Here is a 22,246-nt window from a genome sequence, read left to right as displayed (position 1 = left end):
GCTGTAAATTTGTATCATAAATAAGAAAGGAAATTTATGTCACAGTTTATTTTGCACAAAGCAAACACCCGGGGTCATGCCAATCATGGCTGGTTAAATGCGCATCACTCATTCAGTTTTGCTAATTACTACAATCCGGAAAGAATGCATTTCGGGGTTTTAAGGGTTTTAAATGATGACTTGATTGATGGTGGTATGGGTTTTGGTACCCATCCGCACGATAACATGGAAATTATTACCATTCCGTTAGCCGGTGCAATTGCACACAAAGATAGTATGGGTAATTCGGCCGTTATTAAAAACGGAGAAATCCAGGTGATGAGTGCCGGAACAGGTGTAAGCCATAGTGAGTTTAATGCCAATGCAGATGAGCAGCTAAATTTACTGCAGATCTGGTTATTTCCGAATAAGAAAAATGTTACGCCACGTTACGATCAGCAAACATTGGATGTGGAAGCCAGACACAATAACTTCCAGCAGATTTTATCGCCAAACGCAGATGATGCCGGTGTATGGATCCATCAGGATGCCTGGTTTTCATTAGGTAAATTCAATGCAGGATTTGAAACTGAATACAAAATCAAAAAAGCTGGCAACGGTGTTTATGCTTTTGTGATCAATGGCGAAGTAACCATAAACGGACAAGTGTTGAGCAAAAGAGATGGTCTGGGTGTTTGGGATACCGATAAAATCAGTTTTAAAGCCAATACTGCAGATGCAGAGGTATTGTTAATGGATGTGCCGATGGAATTGAATTAAAATAATTTAACCAAACCCCGCAGAATTTAAACCTACGGGGTTTATTTATGTGAAAATATGCAAACTACCATACTTTATATCGGCAGGAATACCGAAATTACGACTGTGATGAACCGATTGTTAAATGCCAGACCGGAGTGGAAAGGTATCTGCGTGTGTTCAGATGATGAAGCTATCGAGATTTGCCAAACAAATGAAATAGATTTGGTCCTCTTAGGGAACGGTATTGATGCAGCATGCGAAAAAGCATTAAGAGCAAGACTGACAGGAATAAAAACTGAATTGAAAATTATCCAGCATTATGGTGGTGGAAGCGGGCTTCTTTATGGAGAAATTATGACGGCACTTTAAATAATATCCCGTCATTGCGAGAAGGCTTTTTCAGCCGACGAAGCAATCTTTCTACGAATGATAACTTAGTATAAAATATAAAAAATTGTTTCGTCTCTCCTTCTCGCAAAGACGAGGATTCTATTGGATTCTGTTATGCTTAATGTACGAAGCATCTGCCACCCGATGAAAAAGATTGCTTCGTGCCTCGCAATGACGATTGAACTAACTTATATACTCCCTGTCCTCGTCGCTTAAAGTATTTTTCTTTTCTATTGTAGTTTGATTCCTTTCGATCTCGTCATCATAGCTGCTAACTGTTTTTTTCGGTCTGCCTACCACAAAACCAATAATGAAACCGACGATGATACAAACACCGATAACGATCAGTTTGGAAACCTGAACATCGTTTGCGACGATAAAGTTAAATGGCACCTCATCACTGTTCAAAAATAAGAAGGCGGTTAATAAGGCCGTTAATATGATTATCGAAATTGTTTTTGCGCTCATGTTTAAAAACTATAGTTGAATGAAAACTCTAATATCGGATTTTGATTGTAAATCTGATTAACAAAAACCAATCTTGCCCCTAAATCTACAACAGGTTGGTAGCGTAAAATGTTTACACTGGTGTTTAATTCTACCCCATATGTTTTCGGATCGTTAAAGGTTGTGCCGCTACCGATATTTTCATAATGGCAGAATAGCCCGGCCCTGAAATTTCTCACGTAAGCCAACGGACCTAACTCCCAGTCTGGAAAGGCGAAGGGAAAGCGGTAATTGAAAAGCAGGCTGTTTTGTAGTTTACTTTTAGCTAAAATATTGTTGTACCCATAAACAGTTGCAATCTCCGTTGCGTACTGATTTACCCCGATTGCTTTTTGATAATTGAAGCTCGCCAGGAAAGAATGGTTTTTTGCAAAACCTGGAAAGTAAAGGAAGCTTTCGAGCGCTAAAATTTCTCCTTTTAAATTTTGATCAAAGGGCTGGTGATTGTAAGTTGCCCTGAACACCTGCCCCCATCTGGGTGCAATGTCTCTCTCGGTCGTGCGTACGCTGTGGTTAAAAGTAAAATTATACTCCATTGGAAATTTAAGCTCGCGTATAAAACCGGCAGGCATGTTTTCAGGCATGTACCTTTGCGTAAAACTGGTTGCTGTATTCAGGGTAAAACTATAGTTGTTATTGCGTGCATTAAACGATAATGGAAGGGATGCGTTAAGTTTAATGTAGTTCTCCCGCCAATCGCCTTGTTGTACGGTGTTTTTAGCGCGGTAGAACGTGCGTTTAGGTCTGTCTCGGTATAAGATGCTCAATACAGGATAAAGTGCCTTATAGCTGATATCTGCAGTGTATTCAAAACGCCTTAAATCCCGGTGGTATTTTGCACCAGAATAAAAATCCATTGTGTTAAGCAGGTTGTTTGATTGCAGTTCTAAACCAAAAACATATTCGTTGTCAATTATCGGAACAATACTGTGGATGTTGAAAAGATTTAACGCTGTATGGTATCGCTTCGATGGGTAGATGCTATCCGGAATGTTTTGAAAAACATTTCCAACATTTTCCTGCTTTTCTGCTGCTGCCGAAAAATCTACAAAGTTATTTTCGCCAACTGGTTTTTCTACAACTGTGGTCTCGGCAATTTCATAACCATTGATTTTGTAATCATTAAATATGATTTTTCCGTCACCGCTTTCCGTAGCGTTGAAGGCTCCATATTTTGATGCGCTAAGTGCTGTGATTTTTTTTGAAACGGGATCTATTTCGTAAATATTATCGATGCCGTTAAAGTGTGCATTGAAAACAATTTTATCTTGAATAAAAACCGGTCGGCTGAGTTGTTGTCGGCTGTTGGAGATGAGTATGGATTTTTTCTCTCCGTCAACGAGCCATAAACTTTTTCCTTTCTCGCTTACGCTGATGTAAGCTACCTTATTTCCTGAACGGTCAAAAGAAGGTGTTTGCAGGATTTCGTTTTCAGGGTTTGCATAAGTCTTTAAAATCTTTCCTGAGCTGGCATCGATCTCTGCTAAATTAAATTGATTATTAAGTTCAACCTTAGCTGCAATAATTTTCTTTCCGTCCTCAGATAGGCTGGGAGAGAAGAGCCTGCTTTTGCTACTTAATTTATTGAATTTTTTGGTCTTTAAATTATACGAACAGATCACACTGTAACTCCGCTGTTTGTACCTGGGGTCATATCGGATTTCATCCCAAACCAAAAGATCATTTTTTAAGCTAAACCAAGGTTGTTCCTGATAACCGATTCCGAATAGTTTTTGCTCCGATTGATCCTCATTAATGATGACGAAATATCGCGCATCAGTTTTACTTTCTTTGAGGGCTAAAATCTGATTTTTATTTAATCTTACCGGTAAGAAATAGTGTGTTGCTATTTTTGTTTTTTTATTTAAGCTTTCATAGTTTTCTTTGGAAGATTTTTCTTCCTGTTTTTTCCACGTTTCTGCCAGCTTGTTCTGGGTAGATAAAAAATATTGCCGCGTATTTTCTCCGGTATATTTTTTTAAGCTTTTCGAAAATGGATACGGTCTCCATGGTCTTTTCCTGATGTCGCCAAGTAAGCTGTCTGAAATGAACTGACCATATTTTTCCTTCATGTCAGATACCATCAAATAGCCTGTTTGATAATAACCTGGCGTTAATTCTTTGTTCGATCCAAAATAGGCTTTGCTGTAGGTAAATTTTTTTCCTTCCAGAAGTGAAGCCCGGTAAGGCATGATCCAGTTTGGCTGTCGGCCCCTGCCCGAATTGGTCAAAGCAGTTTCGTTCACCACAGCATCGCCCTCGAAAAACCAAATCGGTATACCCGCACCAAAGTATGCGAAGTAAACCAGTTCAGGAAAAGGGTGTGCCTGTGTTCCTGTCAATTTGTCAAACTGTGCAATGTGCCTGAGTTCATGCACGGCAAGGTTGTTCAGCCAATCCTGGCTGTCAAAAAACTGTGGAGGCGTAGCATAAAACTCCGACTTCTTTGGCCCTAGCTGGACAAAGCCATTAGCTACCGTCCCCCGGTTCTGTAAAAGTAGTGGGATAGAGGTTTGTTGCTGGTTCAGGCCCACCCCGATTTTGCTATAGATAAAGGGTAGGGTGTTAGCCATTCTTTGGGCTTCTTTTTCCAGTTCCTTAGGATAGATGATTTTGAAGCCGCCGGATGAAATGTAGTTCCATTTTACACTAAGTGGGTTTTGCGCAGTGCTGAAAATCTGTCCAGAAACAGATAATGAAACAAAACTTAAAGTGATTGTACTTAAATAACTGATAATTAGTTTTTTGTTTGATTTTTTTAAGCTCATCTAAAATCTTTGCTAAAATATTTAGTTTTTTGAAATTTATAGTTGTTTGAAGATTTGAATTTTTAATTTATATAAATTTATTTAAACATCTGATTTATAAATATTATTGTAATTTAATTGAATTGATAAAATGTTCGTTTATGAATAAAAATTCGCGCAAATGTACTACTGGTTGTTGCTTAAATGGCTATTTTTATTTTAATCAGTTTTATCCAATTAATTTACACTTATTAATCGATTTTCCTGGAAATTTTTTCCTCCATTTTTAAATTATGTATGACTGGCAGAAGATGATCGCAGTTCTAGATGCTAAGCCAAGCGCTATCGAATTTACAGTGTCAATGGATGATTGGGAAAGATTAACAAACGTCCGGTAAATAAAAGGAATGCTCGACAGGGGAGTTCCTTTTTTGAATACCGAAAATTGCCCCGGATCAATCAATGATTGAAACATTTGTTGTGTTAGATTTTAAAATTTTTGGGAAACGGAAAAAATCAGATTATGGCGGGCGAAGATTTTTATAATGACATAATGTCTGTTTTTTTGCTAGAATATCAGCTTAATTTTAAGGTATTTTGAATCCCGATTTTGGCTGAATTAACCGGCTTTGCATCAGTTTAAAAAATTAAGATGGAAGTTTACGTATTCCTAAAAGAGTAATTTTTGAGTACCAAATTCAGGTTTTGGAGCTTAAATTTTCGTTATAAATTAGGCTCAAATTTTAATGATCTGTATATTTTTTGTTGACTTCAAGCCTGAAAAACCGTAACATTTTGCCTGGATAATGCGGTTTCCTTGCGATATTCGTGAATAAAGGCGTTTTCGGGATATTTTATCGAAATTTTATTTTTTGAAGTAAAAAGTGGCTTTATTGTGGTTTGAACGCATTTTTTTTGATCAATATGTATTTTCAGATCGTAATAGTGGGATCTGAAAATTTTTCATCTTTAGGCGTGAAAAGTGGTCCAGCAATTTAGTTTTACCGCTCAATTTTTAGTGTTTTGATAATGATTAATTCCAAAAAACTACGCTGTTTTGTGGCTGCATAGTAACTGTTTGTACTGCAAATTGAAAGCTATGCTGAGACCGCGTATATCGTCTTTAAGATGGTTCTATCTTATTTCAGGACGATACGTTAGCATTACTTATATGAATTTTAGTATAAAAATCTCTGGATTTAATATTGTTTTATCGCTGCTTTTTTAAGATGTAAATTGTATTTTTTATTTGGGATTCAAACGAGTTTTTTGTAAGGTTTTTTCGCTAATAAATCCTTAGTTTTTTCAGTATTTCTATGTTAGGTTTTTGGTGGTTTTTATTGTTGACTTGAAGCTGTTTTGTCGGTGATTTTTTCATTTAAAAAATTAATCTTTTAACTTTTATATTTTCCCGGTTTCGTGCCTGTTTTTAGCGTATGTTGATTGATCATTTGTAATCTATTTTATGCTCAAAATTTGTGTTTTATTGGCTTTATATTTAGCCTATTTTTTAAAGGTTTATTTAGATGGCCATCAAAGGAATTTCGTTCATAAAATATTCATTTTTGATAAGTTGAAATTATATTTTAAAGCTTGGTTTATAGTTCTGTTTTGAGGTTGATCCAGATGGTATCTTTTACGTATTTGCTCATCTGATATTGCTGAATCCTTCATAAGTTTTATCGCTCAAAAAGGTATAATCTAAGGATATAGAAATTCAGCTTTATTATGCTGTAATTGTAGCTTCAGACAGTTAATTGATATCGCCTTTTTCTGAATGGAAGGTAGGATCGAAGCAGGTATTTTTGGCAAACGTATTCTTCTTTCGAGATGGCAAAGTGGCCGCGAAATAGAGGTGTTTTAGATTCCTCTACTGTCGGGAAATTGCATTTTTTAAATCGTAGTTTTCTTTTTTATTTACGCTTGTTTATATGGAACTGTTATCGCTTGGATAAATTATTTTACTAGGCTCTAACGATTAGTTTTTGACAAGTTTGGGTACTTCTAAATTGGTATTGTGATAATTTGTTTTGAGCCGTTTGCAGCTTATGTTCTGCGCTATCTTTTAAAGATTTTTGATCATGCTTTAGTTGGGAATCAGATCTGAATAAAAAAATCGAGCCGTTAAAATATAGGGATACAATAGATCGTTCAGCTTAATTATCTTAATAAAAACGGTTGGCTTTTTCACAAATATATCTTATTACAGGGCTTTGTTTTAGAGCTGGTTCTTTCTCTTTTTATAAATGGGATAAAGAAAAATTGAGGCCAATATAATGGTTGCCCCGATATAAAATCCACCTGTCATTTGCTCTTTGCTTTGAAAAAAAATAAAGGCCAATACGATGCCGTACACAGGCTCAAGATTGGTAATTAAAGCAACTCTAAACGCGGATAAAGTTCTCATTACGGCAACACCTGCAACGTATGCAACAGATGTGCAAAGCGTGCCCAGCAGCGCAAGGTAGAACCAGTTTTGAGCGCTAAGATTGAATCCTGTATTCAGCAGCGAACCATCATATAAACGATATAGTGTGATCCAGAAAAATGCCCCAACAAGTTCATAAAAGCTGATGATGGAAGGTTCGCTTTTTTGTACCAGCGTGGAATTTATGGTTGAGAAAAGACTGGATGCAACTGCAGCCAGAAGACCAAAAATTATTCCTAATGTATACTGACCTTCGAATTTAAAGATCATATATATTCCCAAAATAATGAGTAAGCCGATTAAAATATCGCCAAGTTGTATGGGTTGTTTTTTGATCAACGGTTCTAAAATTGCCGTAAATAAAGTAAAAGAAGACAGGCAAACCAGGGTTACCGAAACCGTAGAAACTTTAATGGCATGGAAAAAAAATATCCAATGGATAGCTACAGCTCCGCCTGTTAAAAAGAATTGGATGAACTGTTTTTTGCTGATCTTAATGTTCTTTTTGGTAATTAAAAACCATGCTAAGAGTGTGGCTGCGGCAATCATTACACGGTACCAAACCATGGGTACTGCATCAATGGAAATCAACTTGCCGAGTACGCCTGTAAAGCCCCAAACAAATACGGTAAGATGGAGGATGAGTAAATTCTTTTTGGTAATGTCCATCGTTATTTTGGTGCTTTTCTTAGCAGGTAAAAACCTAGTAAGCCAAAGAATAGTGTAGGCATGATAACGGCTGCGAAAGGAGGTAATCCGCCCTTGGTCGAAAACATTTGTGTAAACTGGTTAAACACGATGTAAGCAAAGCTAATGAAGATTCCGATACCTAAAGATACACCAACCCCACCGCGAACTTTACGCGAGGAGAGTGCAACACCGATCAGCGTTAACACATAAGCCGAAAGTGGATGCAGGTAACGTTTGTATTTTTCAAACTGAAGGTCGTTCATTACGCCTGTGCCACGGATTTTTTCTTTCCTGATCTTCTCTGAAAGTTCTTTGGTCGTTAAGTTTTGCACCACGTTATCATAGGCAGAAAAATCATCAGGACGCATATCCAGAATGGTATCTTTAAGTTTGCCGTTACCATAAATCATGGTTTCTTTCAGACCATCAATCTTACGGATAGAGTAATTGCTCAACTGCCATTTACGCTTAAGCGAGTCCCATTTTATATTTTCTGCAACGATTTTTTTGGTCAGTACATCTCCGCTAAAATTATCCAAAGAAAACCGATATCCTGAATTCGTTTTGTTGTCGAAATTATCAATATAAATATAGGTTTTGTCGTCCAGTTTCATGTGGATTTTGGACTTTGTGGAAGGATCATTACGCTTTACATACGTATTCTCGAAGCTATTTTTTAAGGTATTGGTATAGGGAAGAAGGTATAAGTTGGAAAGTAAATTGGCCGAAAAAATAATGGAGGCCGACACCAGGTAAGGAAATAAAAACCGGTTAAAACTCACACCACCACTTAAAATCGGCACAATCTCGGTCTGATCGGCCATTTTAGCCGTAAAGAAAATTACGGCAATGAAATTAATCAGTGGCGAAAGCATATTCACATAAAAAGGAATGGAGCCAGCGTAATATTTGGAAAGGATTCCCCAAAAACTTAGACCGCTTTTCATAAAATCATCCATTTTTTCCGACAGGTCAAAAACAACAATAATGATCACGAAAATGGCAAGGGTATAAATAAATGTACCCAGGTATTTCCCGATGATATACTGATCGATGATTTTTATTCTCCCTTTTAACAGATTCATTTTATAGCTTATTGCCTAACACTTTAACCATTTTGTTTTTCCACTCATAAAATTCGCCTGCAATGATTTTTTCCCTGGCGTGTTTGACCAGCCAAAGATAGAAATGCAGGTTATGTAAGGTAGCAATTTGAGCGCCAAGCATTTCATTGCTATGTACCAGGTGCCTTAAATAAGCTTTTGTGGTTACCTGATCGGCATGCAGATCGCTTTCTGCATCCAAAGGAGAAAAATCATTTTCCCATTTTTTATTCCTGATGTTGATAATACCATTCCTGGTAAATAACATGCCATTTCTTGCATTTCTTGTGGGCATTACACAATCGAACATATCGATGCCCAATGCAATATTTTCTAATATATTGATGGGTGTACCAACGCCCATTAAATAACGTGGTTTTTCAGCAGGTAATATATCGCATACCACTTCCGTCATGGCGTACATCTCTTCCGCAGGCTCACCTACCGATAAGCCTCCTATCGCATTGCCCTCACGATTCATACCGGCAATAAATTCTGCCGATTTAATTCTTAAATCTTTATATACAGAGCCCTGAACGATAGGGAAAAGTGTTTGGTCGAAACCATATTTAGGCTGCGTATTGTCAAAATGGGTACAGCAGCGCTCTAACCAGCGGTGGGTCATTTTGATCGATTTGGCCGCATAGGTATAGTCGCATGGATACGGGGTACATTCATCAAAGGCCATAATGATATCGGCACCAATGGTGCGCTGGATATCCATGGCATATTCAGGGGTAAAAAGGTGCTTTGATCCATCAATGTGAGAACGGAAAGTAACACCTTCTTCCTTAATTTTACGTACCTGACTTAATGAATATACCTGATAACCTCCACTATCAGTTAAAATCGGGCGGTCCCAACCAATAAATTTGTGCAAACCTCCTGCCTTTTCAAGAATATCAAGTCCTGGTCTTAAATAAAGGTGATAAGTATTTCCGAGAATGATTTTTGCGTCAATATCATTTTTAAGCTCACGTTGATGTACGGCTTTCACCGTTCCGGCAGTACCCACAGGCATAAAAATAGGTGTTTGTATTTCGCCGTGAGCAGTGGTTACTGTTCCGGCCCTGGCTTTAGATAGGGGGTCGTTAGCCTGTAAACTAAATTTCATAATATATTTTCCTCGTCAAAAATCTGCCAAAAATAGCAAAAATTGAGGGCATATTTTTGTTTAATTTTTTATCCACATAAAAGTGATTTACAGATTAAAAATGAGAAATTTGTGCCTATTTATTTTACCATCGTGATATTAACCCCGCTTGAAATTATTCTGCTCTCCATATTGGTTTTTTGCCTTTTGGTTCAGCTTTATTATGTATTGTTTGTTCATTTGAAGCTGGCCAGGGTAAGCGTTGAAGAAGTGCCGTTTTCGGCGCGTAAACCGATCAGTGTTATTGTTTGTGCGCGAAATGAAATTGTTAATCTGGAAAAATATCTTCCTTCGTTATTCAGCCAAAATTATCCTGAATTTGAGGTGGTGGTGGTCAATGATCGTTCCTGGGATGGAACCGAGGACTTTTTAGAAGCTTTAGAAAAGCAGCATCGTAATATCAAGGTAGTTAAAATTTTAGATAACGATAAATTTATTGCCGGTAAAAAGTTCGCCGTTACCATGGGCATAAAAGCAGCCAAATATGATTGGCTGGTATTTACAGATGCCGATTGTATGCCGGCATCTGACAACTGGCTGATGGATATGCAGCAACCCGCTGATGAGCAAACGGAAATTATATTGGGGTATTCGCCTTATATGAAAAAGCGCAGCCTGTTAAATGCTTTGATCCGGTTCGAAACCTTTTTTACTGCGGTTAACTACCTTTCTTTTGCCCTGAAAGGCATGCCTTATATGGGGGTTGGGCGGAATATGGCTTATAAAAAATCGCTGTTTTTTAAAAATAAGGGCTTCGCAGCGCATATGCATATTCCATCCGGGGATGATGATTTGTTTGTAAATGCACACGCCAACAGCGATAATACCGAGATTCGCATACATCCGGATAGCCACGTGTGGAGTGAGCCAAATAAAAACTGGGCAGGTTATTTGAGACAGAAAAAACGCCATTTTGGTGCTGGCAAATTTTATAAACCGAAACATAAATTTATTTTGAGCCTTCAGATTATTTCCCAGTTTCTGTTTTATGCCTTTTTTGCTGCTTGTATGTTTTTAAGTCGCGAAGCGCAATATGTAGCACTTGGCATCCTCGGATTAAGCATTGTGATCAGGTGTTTTATCTATCCTAAATTACTTAAACGGTTAAACTATGGCGATTTACGTTGGTGGTTCCCGATTTTAGATATACTTTTGTTTCTGTTTTTAACCTTAAACGGATTTTTATCCATGTTTGGGAAGAAAAATGTAAAATGGAAATAGTTCATAATCCTTTAGTTATTGCAATATGCCTGATGTAAAGCCAGATATCATTTTAAAATATTTTCCCGATCTAACTGAAAAACAGCTTGGGCAGTTTTCCCGGTTGTTTGAGTTATATAGCTTCTGGAATGCACAGATCAATGTAATTTCGAGAAAAGATATTGAAGAATTATACGAGCGCCATGTGCTCCATTCATTGGGAATAGCTAAAATCTGTACCTTTAAAGCAGGAGAGTCTGTGCTGGATGTAGGAACTGGAGGCGGCTTTCCGGGTATTCCTTTAGCTATTTTATTCCCTGAAACGCAGTTTTACCTGGTTGATTCTATCGGGAAAAAAATCAAAGTGGTAAAAGAAGTGGCTTCGGCACTTGGACTGGATAATTTGCGTGCCGATCATTTAAGGGCTGAGCAGGTTAAAGAAAAATTCAATTTTATAGTATCAAGGGCGGTGACCCGTTTAGGCGAATTTTACCCATGGATACAGGGAAAGTTTAAAAAAGATTCAATAAATGCCATTCCAAATGGAATTCTGTACCTGAAAGGTGGAGATTTGGCAGAAGAGATCAGGGAATCGAAACTGAAAGCAGAATTATATCCGCTTTCAGCTTATTTTGAGGAAGATTTCTTTGAAACAAAATATGTGGTTTATGTACCGCAGTAAGAATTATATTAACCCTTCTTAGCTGGCTTTGTCTCGGTTGGAGTTGGTGCATCTAAGGTGATTCTAAGTACTTCACCTTTTGTTGTTTTTGGTTCTACAGGCGGCGGCGGTGGTGGTACTGGTAAGTTATTTTTATCTTTTTTAACAGCAGGAGAAGCAAATCGAATTTTATTTACTTTTGATTCGTTATTCTTTTTTGCTTTTAAAGGAACTGGTTCTACTGGGGGCGGCGGTGGTAATCTTTTATCATACTTGATGATAACAGGCTCATTTATCCTTATCTCCTTTGTCTTTTTGACTTTGGCTGGGCTTGGTTCTTTTGGAGGTGGGGGAGGCAGTCTCTTTTTATCCGATTTTTTCTTCGTCGTATCCTGTAAAACAATGGTTAAGCTTTCCTTTTTCTGTCCAAATTGGATGGTAGCATAATCTTTTGTAAATGCCATTGTAGATAAGCAAAGCATAAATCCGGTTAACGGAAGTACCAATAACAATCTGAGCCTGGCCCATTTTGCTGATTTTTTTTGATTTAACATAGTTATTCTATTTTTTAGTAATGAGGAATTAAAAAGATGGTTACTAAGGGTAATCTTGTCATTCCCGTACGAGTTTTGGATCAGAAACAACGCATACTCATATTTTGCGATGTCTTTTCTGGTAGTAGCCTCATCAGCAAGGTATTCATGCACAAGCCTGATATCGTTCTTAATGAAATAAATAATCGGATTGAACCAACTGGAAATCTGTATGAGTTCAAATAACAGGATATCAAGGCTATGTTTTTGTTTGATATGGACCATTTCGTGTTTTAACACGGTAGCTTTTTGGTTCATCTCCGGATCCATAAAAACTAGATTGAAGAATGAAAATGCCGCTTTTGAATTTTTGATGTCAATAACGGTGATGTTATCTTCCTTGCGCTTATGGGCATTTCGCATTAATTTTGCAAGGTGCCTTAGCCCCCATAAAAATTTTAGTATTAAAATTGAGGAAATTACCAGATATGATACTAAAAGGACGTTTTCTGGCGTAAAATAGGATGTAGGTTCGTCAATCCGGATAGATCCTGTATAGTGGAAAACCATTTCCTTCTTTAAGAACCCCAGCTGAACAAACGGAAGTGTAAAAGCCAGCATCGAACTGAAAATGAGGTAAGATCTGTTTAAAACATAAAAGGTTTCCCTGTGGAGAAATAATCTATAAAATCCATAAAACAGGATAAGGTATAGATTTGCTTCGAGTAAATAATATAGCCAGCTCATCACTTGTCTTTTTTAAGTTTCTCTGCCAATTGAATAATTTCGTTGAGCTCTTCGTTACTCATACTTTTTTCTTTCACCAGGAATGAAACCAGGCTTTCATAAGAGTTTTCGAAGTAATTGTTCATTACCTTATCGAATGCAAAACGTTTGTAATCATTTTCTTTAATGATAGGGTAGTAGATATGTGTATTACCGATCGCCTTATGGTCAACAAAGCCTTTACTTTCCAGCACCCTGATTACGGTCGAAACCGTGTTGTAAGCGGGTTTGGGTTCATTCATTTTTTCAATGACCTCTTTTACCAGGGCTTCGCCCATTTCCCAAAGGATAAGCATCACCTGTTCTTCTGCTTTTGTGAGTTCTTTTATCATAGCAACTATTTTTGTAGTTTGGTTAATTGAAGTTACCACTATAAAAATAGTTTTCAAACTATTTTTATAGTTTATTTTATAACTGTTTGATAAACAGATAAATAATTTTTATTTGGATTTTGTAAAGCATAAAAAAACCTGCCAACAGGCAGGTAGCTCATAAATTAAGGTTATAAATTAATTTAAAAGCTCTTTTAGTTTGTTGTTTAATTTTTCGCCTCTTAACCCTATGGCGACAACTATTCCATTTTCGTCGATCAGAAAATTTCTCGGGATAGCTGATACGCCATAAATTAAGGCTGCGCTATTTTGAAAACCTTTAAGATCACTAACATTTTTCCAGGGCAACTTGTCCTCGGCAATAGCATAAAGCCAATCTTCTTTTTTACTGTCTAAAGAAACAGCCAGGATATCAAAGCCCTTATCTTTGAATTCATTATATGAGTTTATCAATTCAGGGTTTTCTCTTCGACATGGTGTACACCAGGCAGCCCAAAACTCTAGCAAAAGGTATTTGGCTTTTATTGAAGAAAGCTTGACTAATTCTCCTGTAGTTGTGGGCTGTTCAAAATCTATGAATTTTTTACCGACAACTATTTCTCCGTTAAGGGTTATCGTTTGAAGAATTTCTCGCCCATACCGCGTTTCTTGAATAGCTTTGCTAAGCAATTTGTATAGCCTGGTAGATTCTGTTTTTCCATAAGTTGTAGCATAAGCAGCCAGTATAGAAGCGGAAACTATTGAATTGGGGTGCGTTTCAATATGTTTGATATATGCATTTTTCTCCTTCTCCCTTGATTTGAATATTTGGCCCATTATCCCATTCCTGTCAGGTTTTCCCTTTAAATTCAAAGCTCTTAGTTTTTTATCCCAAACTTCCTGCTCTGCTTCAATTGCATATATTGACTTAAACAATTGAGAATACTCATTCAAAATCGGTCCACCTTTTATACTAGCCTGATGGAAATTTTTATTGATACCATTAAGTATAATAGGCACGTTTTCCAGCCACAAAAAAATATAATTAGTATAAGATTTATCATGTAAAATAGCTTCAACAGGGGAGTCATTTATTTTTCCGTTTAATGCGAATTTTTCATTTTTAATCTGTACTGAGTCTATAATCTTGTCAGAATCTTTAATTCTTAAAAATAACCAAACATCATCTTTAGCTCCTTTTAAAGTTCCGGTAATTTTATAACTACCTGCAAATGACTGTATCGAAATTAAACTCAATAAAGAAATTATGGCGAGTTTAAAGCTATTTCTCATGTATTGATACTTATCTGGGATAATATTTTTAGAACTTTTGTTGCTTTCGCGGGTTATCCATCATGATCATTTTATTTTTTAACAACTGCTGTAAACCGGTTTGTTTGTCGATGTTTTTAACAACATCCAATACGGCACTTGCTGCATGGCTGAAAAATTGCTTGGTGATTGTAGAATATTCATCACTGGCTTTATGGTAATCTTTATGGTCTTCTACGCCGAAGTATAAGAATGGAATATTTTTAGCATTAAAAGCACCCTGATCGCTTTGATTGGTCCAGTCATCATGGCCAAGTTTAGGATCGTCGTGGCCTAAACTTACTTTTATATCAGTCCGTGTGGTTATCAATGTATTGCTTTAAATCCGGATACCTGAAAGTTCCGCATACATAAAGTTCACCCTTATCACTATGGCTGATCATATCCATGTTTAAATCAATGGCAATAGTATTAATAGGTACTGGTGGATTGCCTACAAATGCCTTAGCACCTTGTAAACCCATTTCTTCAGCATCAAAAGCAGCAAAAATAATGGTGTTATTGGGTTTATTCTTTGAAAAATAAGCTGCAATCTTCAATAAACCTGCCGTTCCCGATGCATTATCATCAGCACCATTAAAAACTTCATTTTTTATCACGCCTAAATGATCGTAATGCGCAGAAACAACAATTACATTGGTTCCTTTGCCTGGAATGTAACCAATAACATTGGTGCCGTTTACTTTCGCACTATTTCTATCATTAAAGGTGAATTCCTGGGCATAATTTACATGTTGAGGATAAGATTTTAAACCTAATTTTTTAAATCTTTCTATAATATAAGCCCTGGCCATTTCTGCACCCTTAGTGCCCGTTTTACGCCCCTGATAAGCGTCTGATGATAATACTTCAACATCTTTGAGCAATTGGTTGTCTAATTTGCCAGAAGCAGTATTATTTTGATTTTTTACGGATGAACAGCAGCTGAGCATCACGGCTAAGGGAATGATATAAAGGATTTTCATGGTTTTATTGGCAATAAGTTTAGGGGCGTCATCCTGCATAAATTATAGGTATAGATTTCTCGACTACGTTGCACTTCGCTCGAAATGACGATTAATTGTTTAAAATTTCCTAAAGATATTAATTATTGGATATAGAAAGGAAATCGTGGTTTAGTTTGCTGTAATGCGTTCTAAATTTTATGTTTATTTGCAACAAGCCTAAATATGCGGTTATGCTGAGGTACGAAATAGCTAAAACTTATGAAACAGATGCTCCGTGCATCAGCATAACAAAAAATATATCAATGTAGGAAGCGGTGGGTTTTGCTTTGCTCTTTCAGCTTTTTCCTTTCAGCTTTTAGGCTGCTACCTCTCTTAAATCTACCGCAACAACCCGGGAAACACCTTGTTCTACCATGGTTACGCCATAAATAATATCAGTGCTGGCAATGGTGCGTTTGTTGTGCGATACGATGATAAATTGCGACTGATCGGAGAATTTACGAATGATATTATTGAATTTATCAATGTTGGTGTCATCCAGGGGTGCATCAACCTCATCAAAAATACAGAAAGGCGCAGGTTTTAGGAGGTAAAGCGAAAATAACAGCGCGGTAGCCGTTAACGTTTTCTCGCCACCGGATAGCTGATTGATCGACAATGGCCTTTTGCCTTTCGGACGGGCAACAATATCAATGTCAGCTTCTAAAGGATTATTGATATCGGATAAAATCAAGTCGCAGCTGTCTTCTTCATTAAATAAGGAGCGGAAAACCACGATAAAATGTTCACGGGCCTGTGTAAAAGCCTGCATAAACTTATCTTTTGCAGTATCGTCTATCTCCTTAATGGTTTGTAAAAGATCAGTTTTGGCTGCATTAAGGTCTTTTTTCTGGTTCTGGATGAAAGTATAACGCTCTTCCATTTCCTTAAAGGCCTCCATGGCCATAGAGTTGATGGCGCCAAATTCGTCCAGCTGGCGTTTCATTTTTTCTACTTTCTGGCGGATTTCAAATTCACTTTCCAGCGCTTCAACAGCAGTATCTGTTTCTAAAAGATCGTTGATATCAATGTTGAATTCTACCGCTAAGCGCTCTTTTAAAGCATTAAGGTCGATTTTTAAAGCATTCTTTTTATCCTTGATCTCGGTTAAAAGGAAATCGGTTTCTTCGCGGTTTTTGCGGATGTTGGTTAAATCGGTTTCTACCTGGTTAATACTGCCCTTAATTTCGAAATACTCTTTTTCTGCCTCTGCAAGCCCTTTTTCCATCTCCTCCCGTTGCTGATACATCTCTAAAAGGGTATCATCGCTCAGATCGGTGTGCTGCAAAGTTGCCGTTATTTGAACCAGGGTTTCCTGTAATTCTTTATCGTTTTGGGCGATGCGCTTATTTAAAGCTTCTTCCTGTACAAAGCGGTAATCTAAATCTTTTTCTAAGCCCGATAACTTATTTTGTTGTTGGTGAAAACGGATATTGTCCTGGTTGTACTTTCCCGCGCTTTCATTTACCTGATCGGCAATTTCCTGATAATTGAGTTGCTGCTCCTGTAAATTAACATGCGCTTGCTGCTGATCCTTTTGCAATTGAACCAGGGCCGGTAACTTCTCCGATAAAGCTTTCTCTATTGATACGATTTTTTGTGCGATATCTGTTTTCCGGTTTTCACTGGTGGTAATAAACTCCTGGTACTGATCACGACGCGTTTGTACAGAAATATGCTCGTTATTTAAGCGGTTCATCTCTTGCTGCAAAGCATTGATCTGATTGATTTTTGAAGCTTCTTTTAAGTTGAAAATCTGATCGGTTTCTGCTTTAATGGCCTCGTTGTACTTATTGATCAGCGATTCTGAAGCTTTAATTTCTTTTGCCAGATTCTCTAAATTCTTGGCGCGGCCAATCCTTTTACCTTCGAACAAACCTACTGAACCACCCGCCAGAGTAAATTTGGTTTGTGCATATTTACCATTTTTGGCTAATACGGTTAAACTGTCAGTCGGCGTGTTTTTAAACCGGTTTTCTTGTTCGTTTTCAGCGATGTAAACATTTTGCAAAAGTAAATTGCAGAGGTTCTGGTATTTTTTATCAACCTCTACTACTGATAAAGCGGATATCAGCCCTTCATAACTGCCGACAACCGGATTTTTATCCGGAACATTTGCTAAAATGAAAAAGTTAGCCCTTCCACGGCTGGCATCGGTTAAGAGGTTAATCGCCTGAACGGCATCTGTATACAGGTCAACCACATAATGGTTCATTACCGGTTCAAGATAGTTCTCAATGGCAATGCGATAATCTTCGTTACAGAATAAAATATCAGAAAGAAGTAAGGCACTTTTGGCAAAAGCATTGCTTTTCTTTAAAAAGCGGATCGATTCAGGAAAACCTTCCAGGCTGTCAACCAAAGATTTAGTAAGATTATATTCGTTTTGCTTGGCATCTTTTTTACGGTTTTCGGCCATTAGTTTTTCCTTGTTCGAACTCAGGTTAGCTTCTGTGGTAGCCAATTGTATTTTTAACAGCTCTTCTGCTTCGGTAAGGTTTTTAATATTGGCCTGTTTTTCACGCACCTGGATATCAAGCTCAGCCAGCGCATGATCAAAAGCCTTTAATTCCAGCGTTTTCGTTTCGGTATCATCTACATTGCGGTTGCTTTCCTGTACCAGGGCATCTTTCTGGATGTTCAGGATATCAATTTCCTTTTGCGATTGATAAACGGTATTCTGCAGTTCGCTAACCGATTTGATCAGGTTATCAATCCGGTTTTTTTCAATCTGCTGCTGCTCGCGCAAAGTATCTAATGTTGATTTAAGTTGCTTTAAATCAGCTTCCAGACGGTTAAATACTTCGGTTTCTGTTACCACTTCTTCATTTAAACGTTTGATGTTGTATTTGATGTGGTTAACCTGGTTTTTATCTTTTTCTAGTTCGCCCGATAAACGCGTTTCTTTTTCCTGCAGAAAACGCATCTGCTCGTTTTTTACCTTTTTCTCACTTTCGTAAGCGCGGATTTTGGAAACAAACTCGTTGGTGGCTTTTTGCTGTACGGAAAGGTTTTTCTCCTGGCTGATGCTACCGAGTTTCAGTTTTTGCAGTTCGGCTTCACCGGTATCTATTTTGGTGCTTAGCTCGGTGCGGTTTAGCATTTGCTGCTGCTCCTGGGTCTCCAGTGCAGTTAAATCAGTACGGAAAAAAGCAATGCGATGCGTGGCCAGTTGTACACTTAACTCACGGTACTGTTCTTTGAGTTTATAATAACGCTCTGCCTTGCGTGCCTGGTTTTCTAAGGTCTTAAGGTTTTTTTCGATTTCGAAAAGCAGATCTTCTACCCGTTCTAAATCGGCTTCTGTATCTTTTAATTTGGTGAAAGTCTGTCTCTTACGAAGCTTGTATTTTGAAATGCCGGATGCTTCCTCAAACAGCGACCTGCGGCTATGCTCTTTGTTGGTGATAATTTCATCTACCATTTTCAGCTCGATAATCGAGTAACTATCAGAGCCGATCCCGGTATCCAGAAAAAGGTCGGTAATATCTTTTAACCTGCACTGCACGTCGTTTAAGCGGTATTCGCTATCGCCATTGCGGTAAAGTTTGCGTGTTACAGTGACCTGAGAATAAGCAGTAGGAAGAATATTTTTGGTGTTATCAAAGCTTAATGAGACCTCGGCAAGCTGTGCCTGCTTACGGTTTTTCGTGCCGTTGAAAATGATGTTTTCCATCTTTTCAGAACGTAAAGCTTTGGTACTCTGTTCGCCCAGCACCCAACGCATGGCATCAATTACATTCGATTTTCCACAACCATTAGGTCCTACAATAGCCGTAACCCCTTCATTAAAGTTGATGGTCACTTTATCGCCAAAGCTTTTAAAGCCTTTAATTTCTAACCTGGTAAGTTGCATGGTTTGTAATCGGGAGAACCGGACCCAATATTAAGGATAAATTTGGGTTTTTTCAACTTTTTACCCCTGGTGTTTTAACCGTAATGAACGCGAAGAGAAAAGAGAGGATTGGACCGAATTGGTTAATTTTAAGTAGCAATTCCGTCATGCTGAACTTGATTCAGCATCTTTTGTTTTACCTTTAAAAGATCCTGAAACAAGTACCATTGACATACTCCTCAAAAAAATCGTCATCTCGACTGTAGCGAAGCGAAATGGAGAGATCTTTGAGCCGAGTTATTAAAATCTGGTTTAAAGATTTCTCCACTGCGGTCGAAATGACGATACTTTTAGGCCATTTAAACTTCTTTGTACATCCATCACTCATATTGTTTTTAAACCATAAATTATCTCTCAAGATGAAGAATCTTGTTGTTTCAGCGTCTCTGAATTTCGGCGGCTAAATCTAAATCCTTACTTATTTAACAATCATCAATTTGGCAAACTTGAGAAGCAGTTGCTTGTTGCCCAAACCCTGAAAAAATACCGTTGCTTTTACATCTGGCAGCGTGCCTTCTAGGCTGATAATTTTTCCAAAGCCAAATTTTTCATGTTCCACTTCCATACCGCCCTGAAATTCATGTGGCTGTGATGGCGTAAAACCAGGTGTTGGCACATGCGCTTTGGCTAGCAGTGAAGTTGTTTTCGGACGCGCAGGTGGGGCAGAAGTAGTTGCTCCGGCCGCCGGTTTGGGTTTACTTATGAAATCGCGTGGCTGCGATGTCCACGATTTACGCTCGCTGTCAAAACTGCCATCAAAACTGGTTGATTTGGCTGGTTTAACATCCAGTTCTAGAAATTTCGGGTTAATCTCGTTAATGAAACGGCTGGGTTCGCAATTGGTTAAAGTACCCCAACGATAGCGTGAAGTGGCATAAGTGATGGTCAGTTTTACTTCTGCACGGGTAATGGCCACATAAAACAAACGACGCTCTTCTTCCAAATCGGTGCGGTTGGTTAACGACATCTGTGATGGGAACAGGTTTTCCTCCAATCCCACAATAAATACGTTTTTAAACTCCAAACCTTTGGCCGAGTGGATCGTCATTAAAGAAACGGTATCCTTATTTTTATCGCCGTCCTTATCATCATTGGTTAAAAGCGCAACATCCTGCATAAAAATATCAAGGCCTTTTTCCTCAATATCTTCACGTTCCGCAAATTCTTTAATACCGTTTAATAATTCCTGGATATTTTCATATCTCGCACGTCCTTCAACACTGTCATCAGTATAAAGTTCTTTTAAAATCCCTGCATGCTGGGCAATAAACAGCGCCGAATCGTAGGCATCAAGTTTTTTAGCCTCTGCCTGGAAACTTTGCACCATCATGGCGAAATCATTGAGTTGATTGGCCAAACGCCCGTCAACATACTGGTGCGCATTCGAAATCACATCCCACATGGTGAGGTTATGCTGATCGGCCGCAACAATGATTTTATCGATTGAGGTATCGCCAATACCACGTTTTGGATAGTTGATTACCCGTTTAATGGCCTCTTCATCTTTAGGATTAAAAGTTAAACGGAAATAAGCAATTAAATCTTTAATCTCTTTACGTTGATAGAAAGAGGTACCCCCGTAAATTTTATATGGGATATTCAGCTTACGCAAACCTTCCTCCATCGCCCTGCTTTGCGCATTGGTACGGTAAAGAATGGCGAAATCGTGATAAGTATAACCTTTTAAGCTGCGCTCCTGGATAATGGATTCGGCAACCAGTTTTCCTTCTTCATTATCAGTAAAAGCACGGGCAACTTTAATCCTGTCGCCCGGATCATTTTCGGAAAATACATTTTTTTCCAATTGGTTTTTGTTGTTGGCAATAATACTGCTTGCTGCATCAACAATATTCTGGGTAGAACGGTAATTCTGTTCCAGTTTGTAAACCTTTAAATCTGGATAATCGCGCTCAAAATTCAGGATGTTCTGGATATTGGCACCACGGAAAGCATAAATACTCTGTGCATCATCACCCACCACACAAATGTTCTGATAAGCAGCAGCCAGTTTTTTCACAATCGTATACTGTGAAAAGTTGGTATCCTGGTACTCATCTACCATCAGGTACCTGAATTTTTGCTGGTATTTATTTAAAACATCCGGATGTTCTTTTAACAGGATATTGGTTTTAAACAATAAATCATCAAAATCCATTGCGCCAGCCCTGAAACAGCGTTTGGCATAGGTTTCATAAATCTGGCCCAACAGCGGACGTTTATTCTGGATATCTTCAGCCTGGATCTGATCATTAGCCTGGTATTCTCCCCAGGAAATGAGGTTGTTTTTTGCCGAAGAAATACGGCCGTAAACAAAATTTGGCGCATATAATTTATCATCCAGCTGCATTTCCTTCAAAATTGCACGGATTACACTTTTGCTATCATCGGTATCGTAAATGGTAAAATTGTTCGGATAACCGATTTTTTCAGCCTCTACACGTAAGATTTTTGCAAAAACAGAGTGAAAAGTGCCCATCCAAATGTTTTTTGCTTCTGCACCAACCACTTTACTGATCCGCTCGCGCATATCCTTACTCGCTTTGTTGGTAAAGGTTAAAACCAGGATGTTAAACGGATCGGTACCAGTCTGGATCAGGTGGGCTACACGAAAAGTAATTACCCTGGTTTTGCCCGAACCTGCACCTGCAACAATCATTACCGGTCCTTTTGTGTTCTCTACTGCTGCTCTTTGTTGTGGGTTTAATCCTGCTAAATAATCCAAATCGGCTCCTGTTTTTTTGAGGTTCAAAAATAACAATTCTTAGGGCTTTTTGCCAAAGGTG

16 protein-coding genes are annotated in these 22,246 nt (G+C 38.0%); 4 read left to right on the top strand and 12 right to left on the bottom strand.

From position 1 onward, the window contains the following. Positions 1-36: 36 nt before the first annotated feature. Together BM107_RS22340 and BM107_RS22335 are read left to right on the top strand one after the other, a co-directional pair. Positions 37-759 carry a pirin family protein gene (locus BM107_RS22340; protein WP_090987499.1) on the top strand — a complete coding sequence of 241 codons (723 nt, stop codon included), beginning with the start codon at positions 37-39 and terminating at the stop codon, positions 757-759. Between the two features lie 57 nt (positions 760-816). Then, positions 817-1,110, top strand: a complete 294-nt coding sequence (locus tag BM107_RS22335) for a response regulator (protein ID WP_090987497.1) — start codon at positions 817-819, stop codon at positions 1,108-1,110. 204 nt (positions 1,111-1,314) lie between these two features. Here BM107_RS22335 and BM107_RS22330 read toward each other — a convergent pair whose 3' ends face one another. The 5 genes from BM107_RS22330 to tgt all read right to left on the bottom strand — a co-directional run bounded on the left by BM107_RS22330 (position 1,315) and on the right by tgt (position 9,720). Continuing rightward, positions 1,315-1,599, bottom strand: a complete 285-nt coding sequence (locus BM107_RS22330) for a LapA family protein (RefSeq protein ID WP_090987495.1) — start codon at positions 1,597-1,599, stop codon at positions 1,315-1,317. Between the two features lie 2 nt (positions 1,600-1,601). Beyond that, positions 1,602-4,406 (bottom strand): TolB family protein, encoded by a 2,805-nt coding sequence (locus BM107_RS22325; RefSeq protein ID WP_090987493.1) that lies wholly within the window; start codon positions 4,404-4,406, stop codon positions 1,602-1,604. A 2,197-nt stretch (positions 4,407-6,603) separates the two neighbouring features. Beyond that, complete coding sequence (locus BM107_RS22320; RefSeq protein WP_090987491.1) at positions 6,604-7,482, bottom strand: DMT family transporter; 879 nt, start codon at positions 7,480-7,482, stop codon at positions 6,604-6,606. Positions 7,483-7,484: 2 nt separating this feature from the next. Further along, the gene (locus tag BM107_RS22315) at positions 7,485-8,588 is read right to left on the bottom strand and encodes an LptF/LptG family permease (protein WP_090987489.1); all 1,104 of its coding nucleotides are present in this window, start codon (positions 8,586-8,588) and stop codon (positions 7,485-7,487) included. 1 nt (position 8,589) lies between these two features. After that, positions 8,590-9,720, bottom strand: coding sequence for a tRNA guanosine(34) transglycosylase Tgt (tgt, locus tag BM107_RS22310; protein WP_090987487.1), 1,131 nt, complete (start codon positions 9,718-9,720; stop codon positions 8,590-8,592). A 42-nt stretch (positions 9,721-9,762) separates the two neighbouring features. On the opposite strand from tgt, the gene BM107_RS22305 reads away from it, so the two are divergent. Beyond that, positions 9,763-10,980 (top strand): glycosyltransferase, encoded by a 1,218-nt coding sequence (locus BM107_RS22305; protein WP_244278889.1) that lies wholly within the window; start codon positions 9,763-9,765, stop codon positions 10,978-10,980. Positions 10,981-11,005: 25 nt separating this feature from the next. Then, positions 11,006-11,641, top strand: a complete 636-nt coding sequence (rsmG, locus tag BM107_RS22300; RefSeq protein ID WP_090987485.1) for a 16S rRNA (guanine(527)-N(7))-methyltransferase RsmG — start codon at positions 11,006-11,008, stop codon at positions 11,639-11,641. Positions 11,642-11,649: 8 nt separating this feature from the next. Here the strand turns inward: rsmG and BM107_RS24820 are convergent, their stop codons facing one another. The 7 genes from BM107_RS24820 to BM107_RS22270 form a co-directional block, all read right to left on the bottom strand. After that, the gene (locus BM107_RS24820; protein WP_159435301.1) at positions 11,650-12,453 is read right to left on the bottom strand and encodes a M56 family metallopeptidase; all 804 of its coding nucleotides are present in this window, start codon (positions 12,451-12,453) and stop codon (positions 11,650-11,652) included. 446 nt (positions 12,454-12,899) lie between these two features. After that, the gene (locus tag BM107_RS22290; protein ID WP_090987592.1) at positions 12,900-13,271 is read right to left on the bottom strand and encodes a BlaI/MecI/CopY family transcriptional regulator; all 372 of its coding nucleotides are present in this window, start codon (positions 13,269-13,271) and stop codon (positions 12,900-12,902) included. 177 nt (positions 13,272-13,448) lie between these two features. Beyond that, positions 13,449-14,543 (bottom strand): TlpA disulfide reductase family protein, encoded by a 1,095-nt coding sequence (locus tag BM107_RS22285; protein WP_090987481.1) that lies wholly within the window; start codon positions 14,541-14,543, stop codon positions 13,449-13,451. A gap of 28 nt (positions 14,544-14,571) precedes the next feature. Beyond that, entirely contained in the window at positions 14,572-14,892 is a 321-nt protein-coding gene (locus tag BM107_RS25250; RefSeq protein WP_262987394.1) for a M28 family peptidase, read from the bottom strand. Next, positions 14,873-15,586: a M28 family peptidase gene (locus tag BM107_RS25245; RefSeq protein ID WP_262987393.1), complete on the bottom strand. Its 714-nt coding sequence runs from the start codon at positions 15,584-15,586 to the stop codon at positions 14,873-14,875. Before BM107_RS25245 ends, BM107_RS25250 begins: the two co-directional genes overlap by 20 nt. Positions 15,587-15,884: 298 nt before the next feature. Then, on the bottom strand, positions 15,885-19,424 hold the full coding sequence (gene smc, locus BM107_RS22275; RefSeq protein WP_090987479.1) for a chromosome segregation protein SMC: 3,540 nt from the start codon (positions 19,422-19,424) through the stop codon (positions 15,885-15,887). Between the two features lie 457 nt (positions 19,425-19,881). Next, on the bottom strand, positions 19,882-22,185 hold the full coding sequence (locus BM107_RS22270; RefSeq protein ID WP_090987590.1) for an ATP-dependent helicase: 2,304 nt from the start codon (positions 22,183-22,185) through the stop codon (positions 19,882-19,884). Positions 22,186-22,246: the final 61 nt, after the last annotated feature.

Origin of the sequence: Pedobacter suwonensis (assembly GCF_900111825.1) — a bacterium.
Taxonomy (GTDB): Bacteria; Bacteroidota; Bacteroidia; order Sphingobacteriales; family Sphingobacteriaceae; genus Pedobacter; species Pedobacter suwonensis.
The sequence above is the reverse complement of the archived record's forward strand: the minus strand, read 5'-3'. Positions and strand labels throughout refer to the sequence as shown.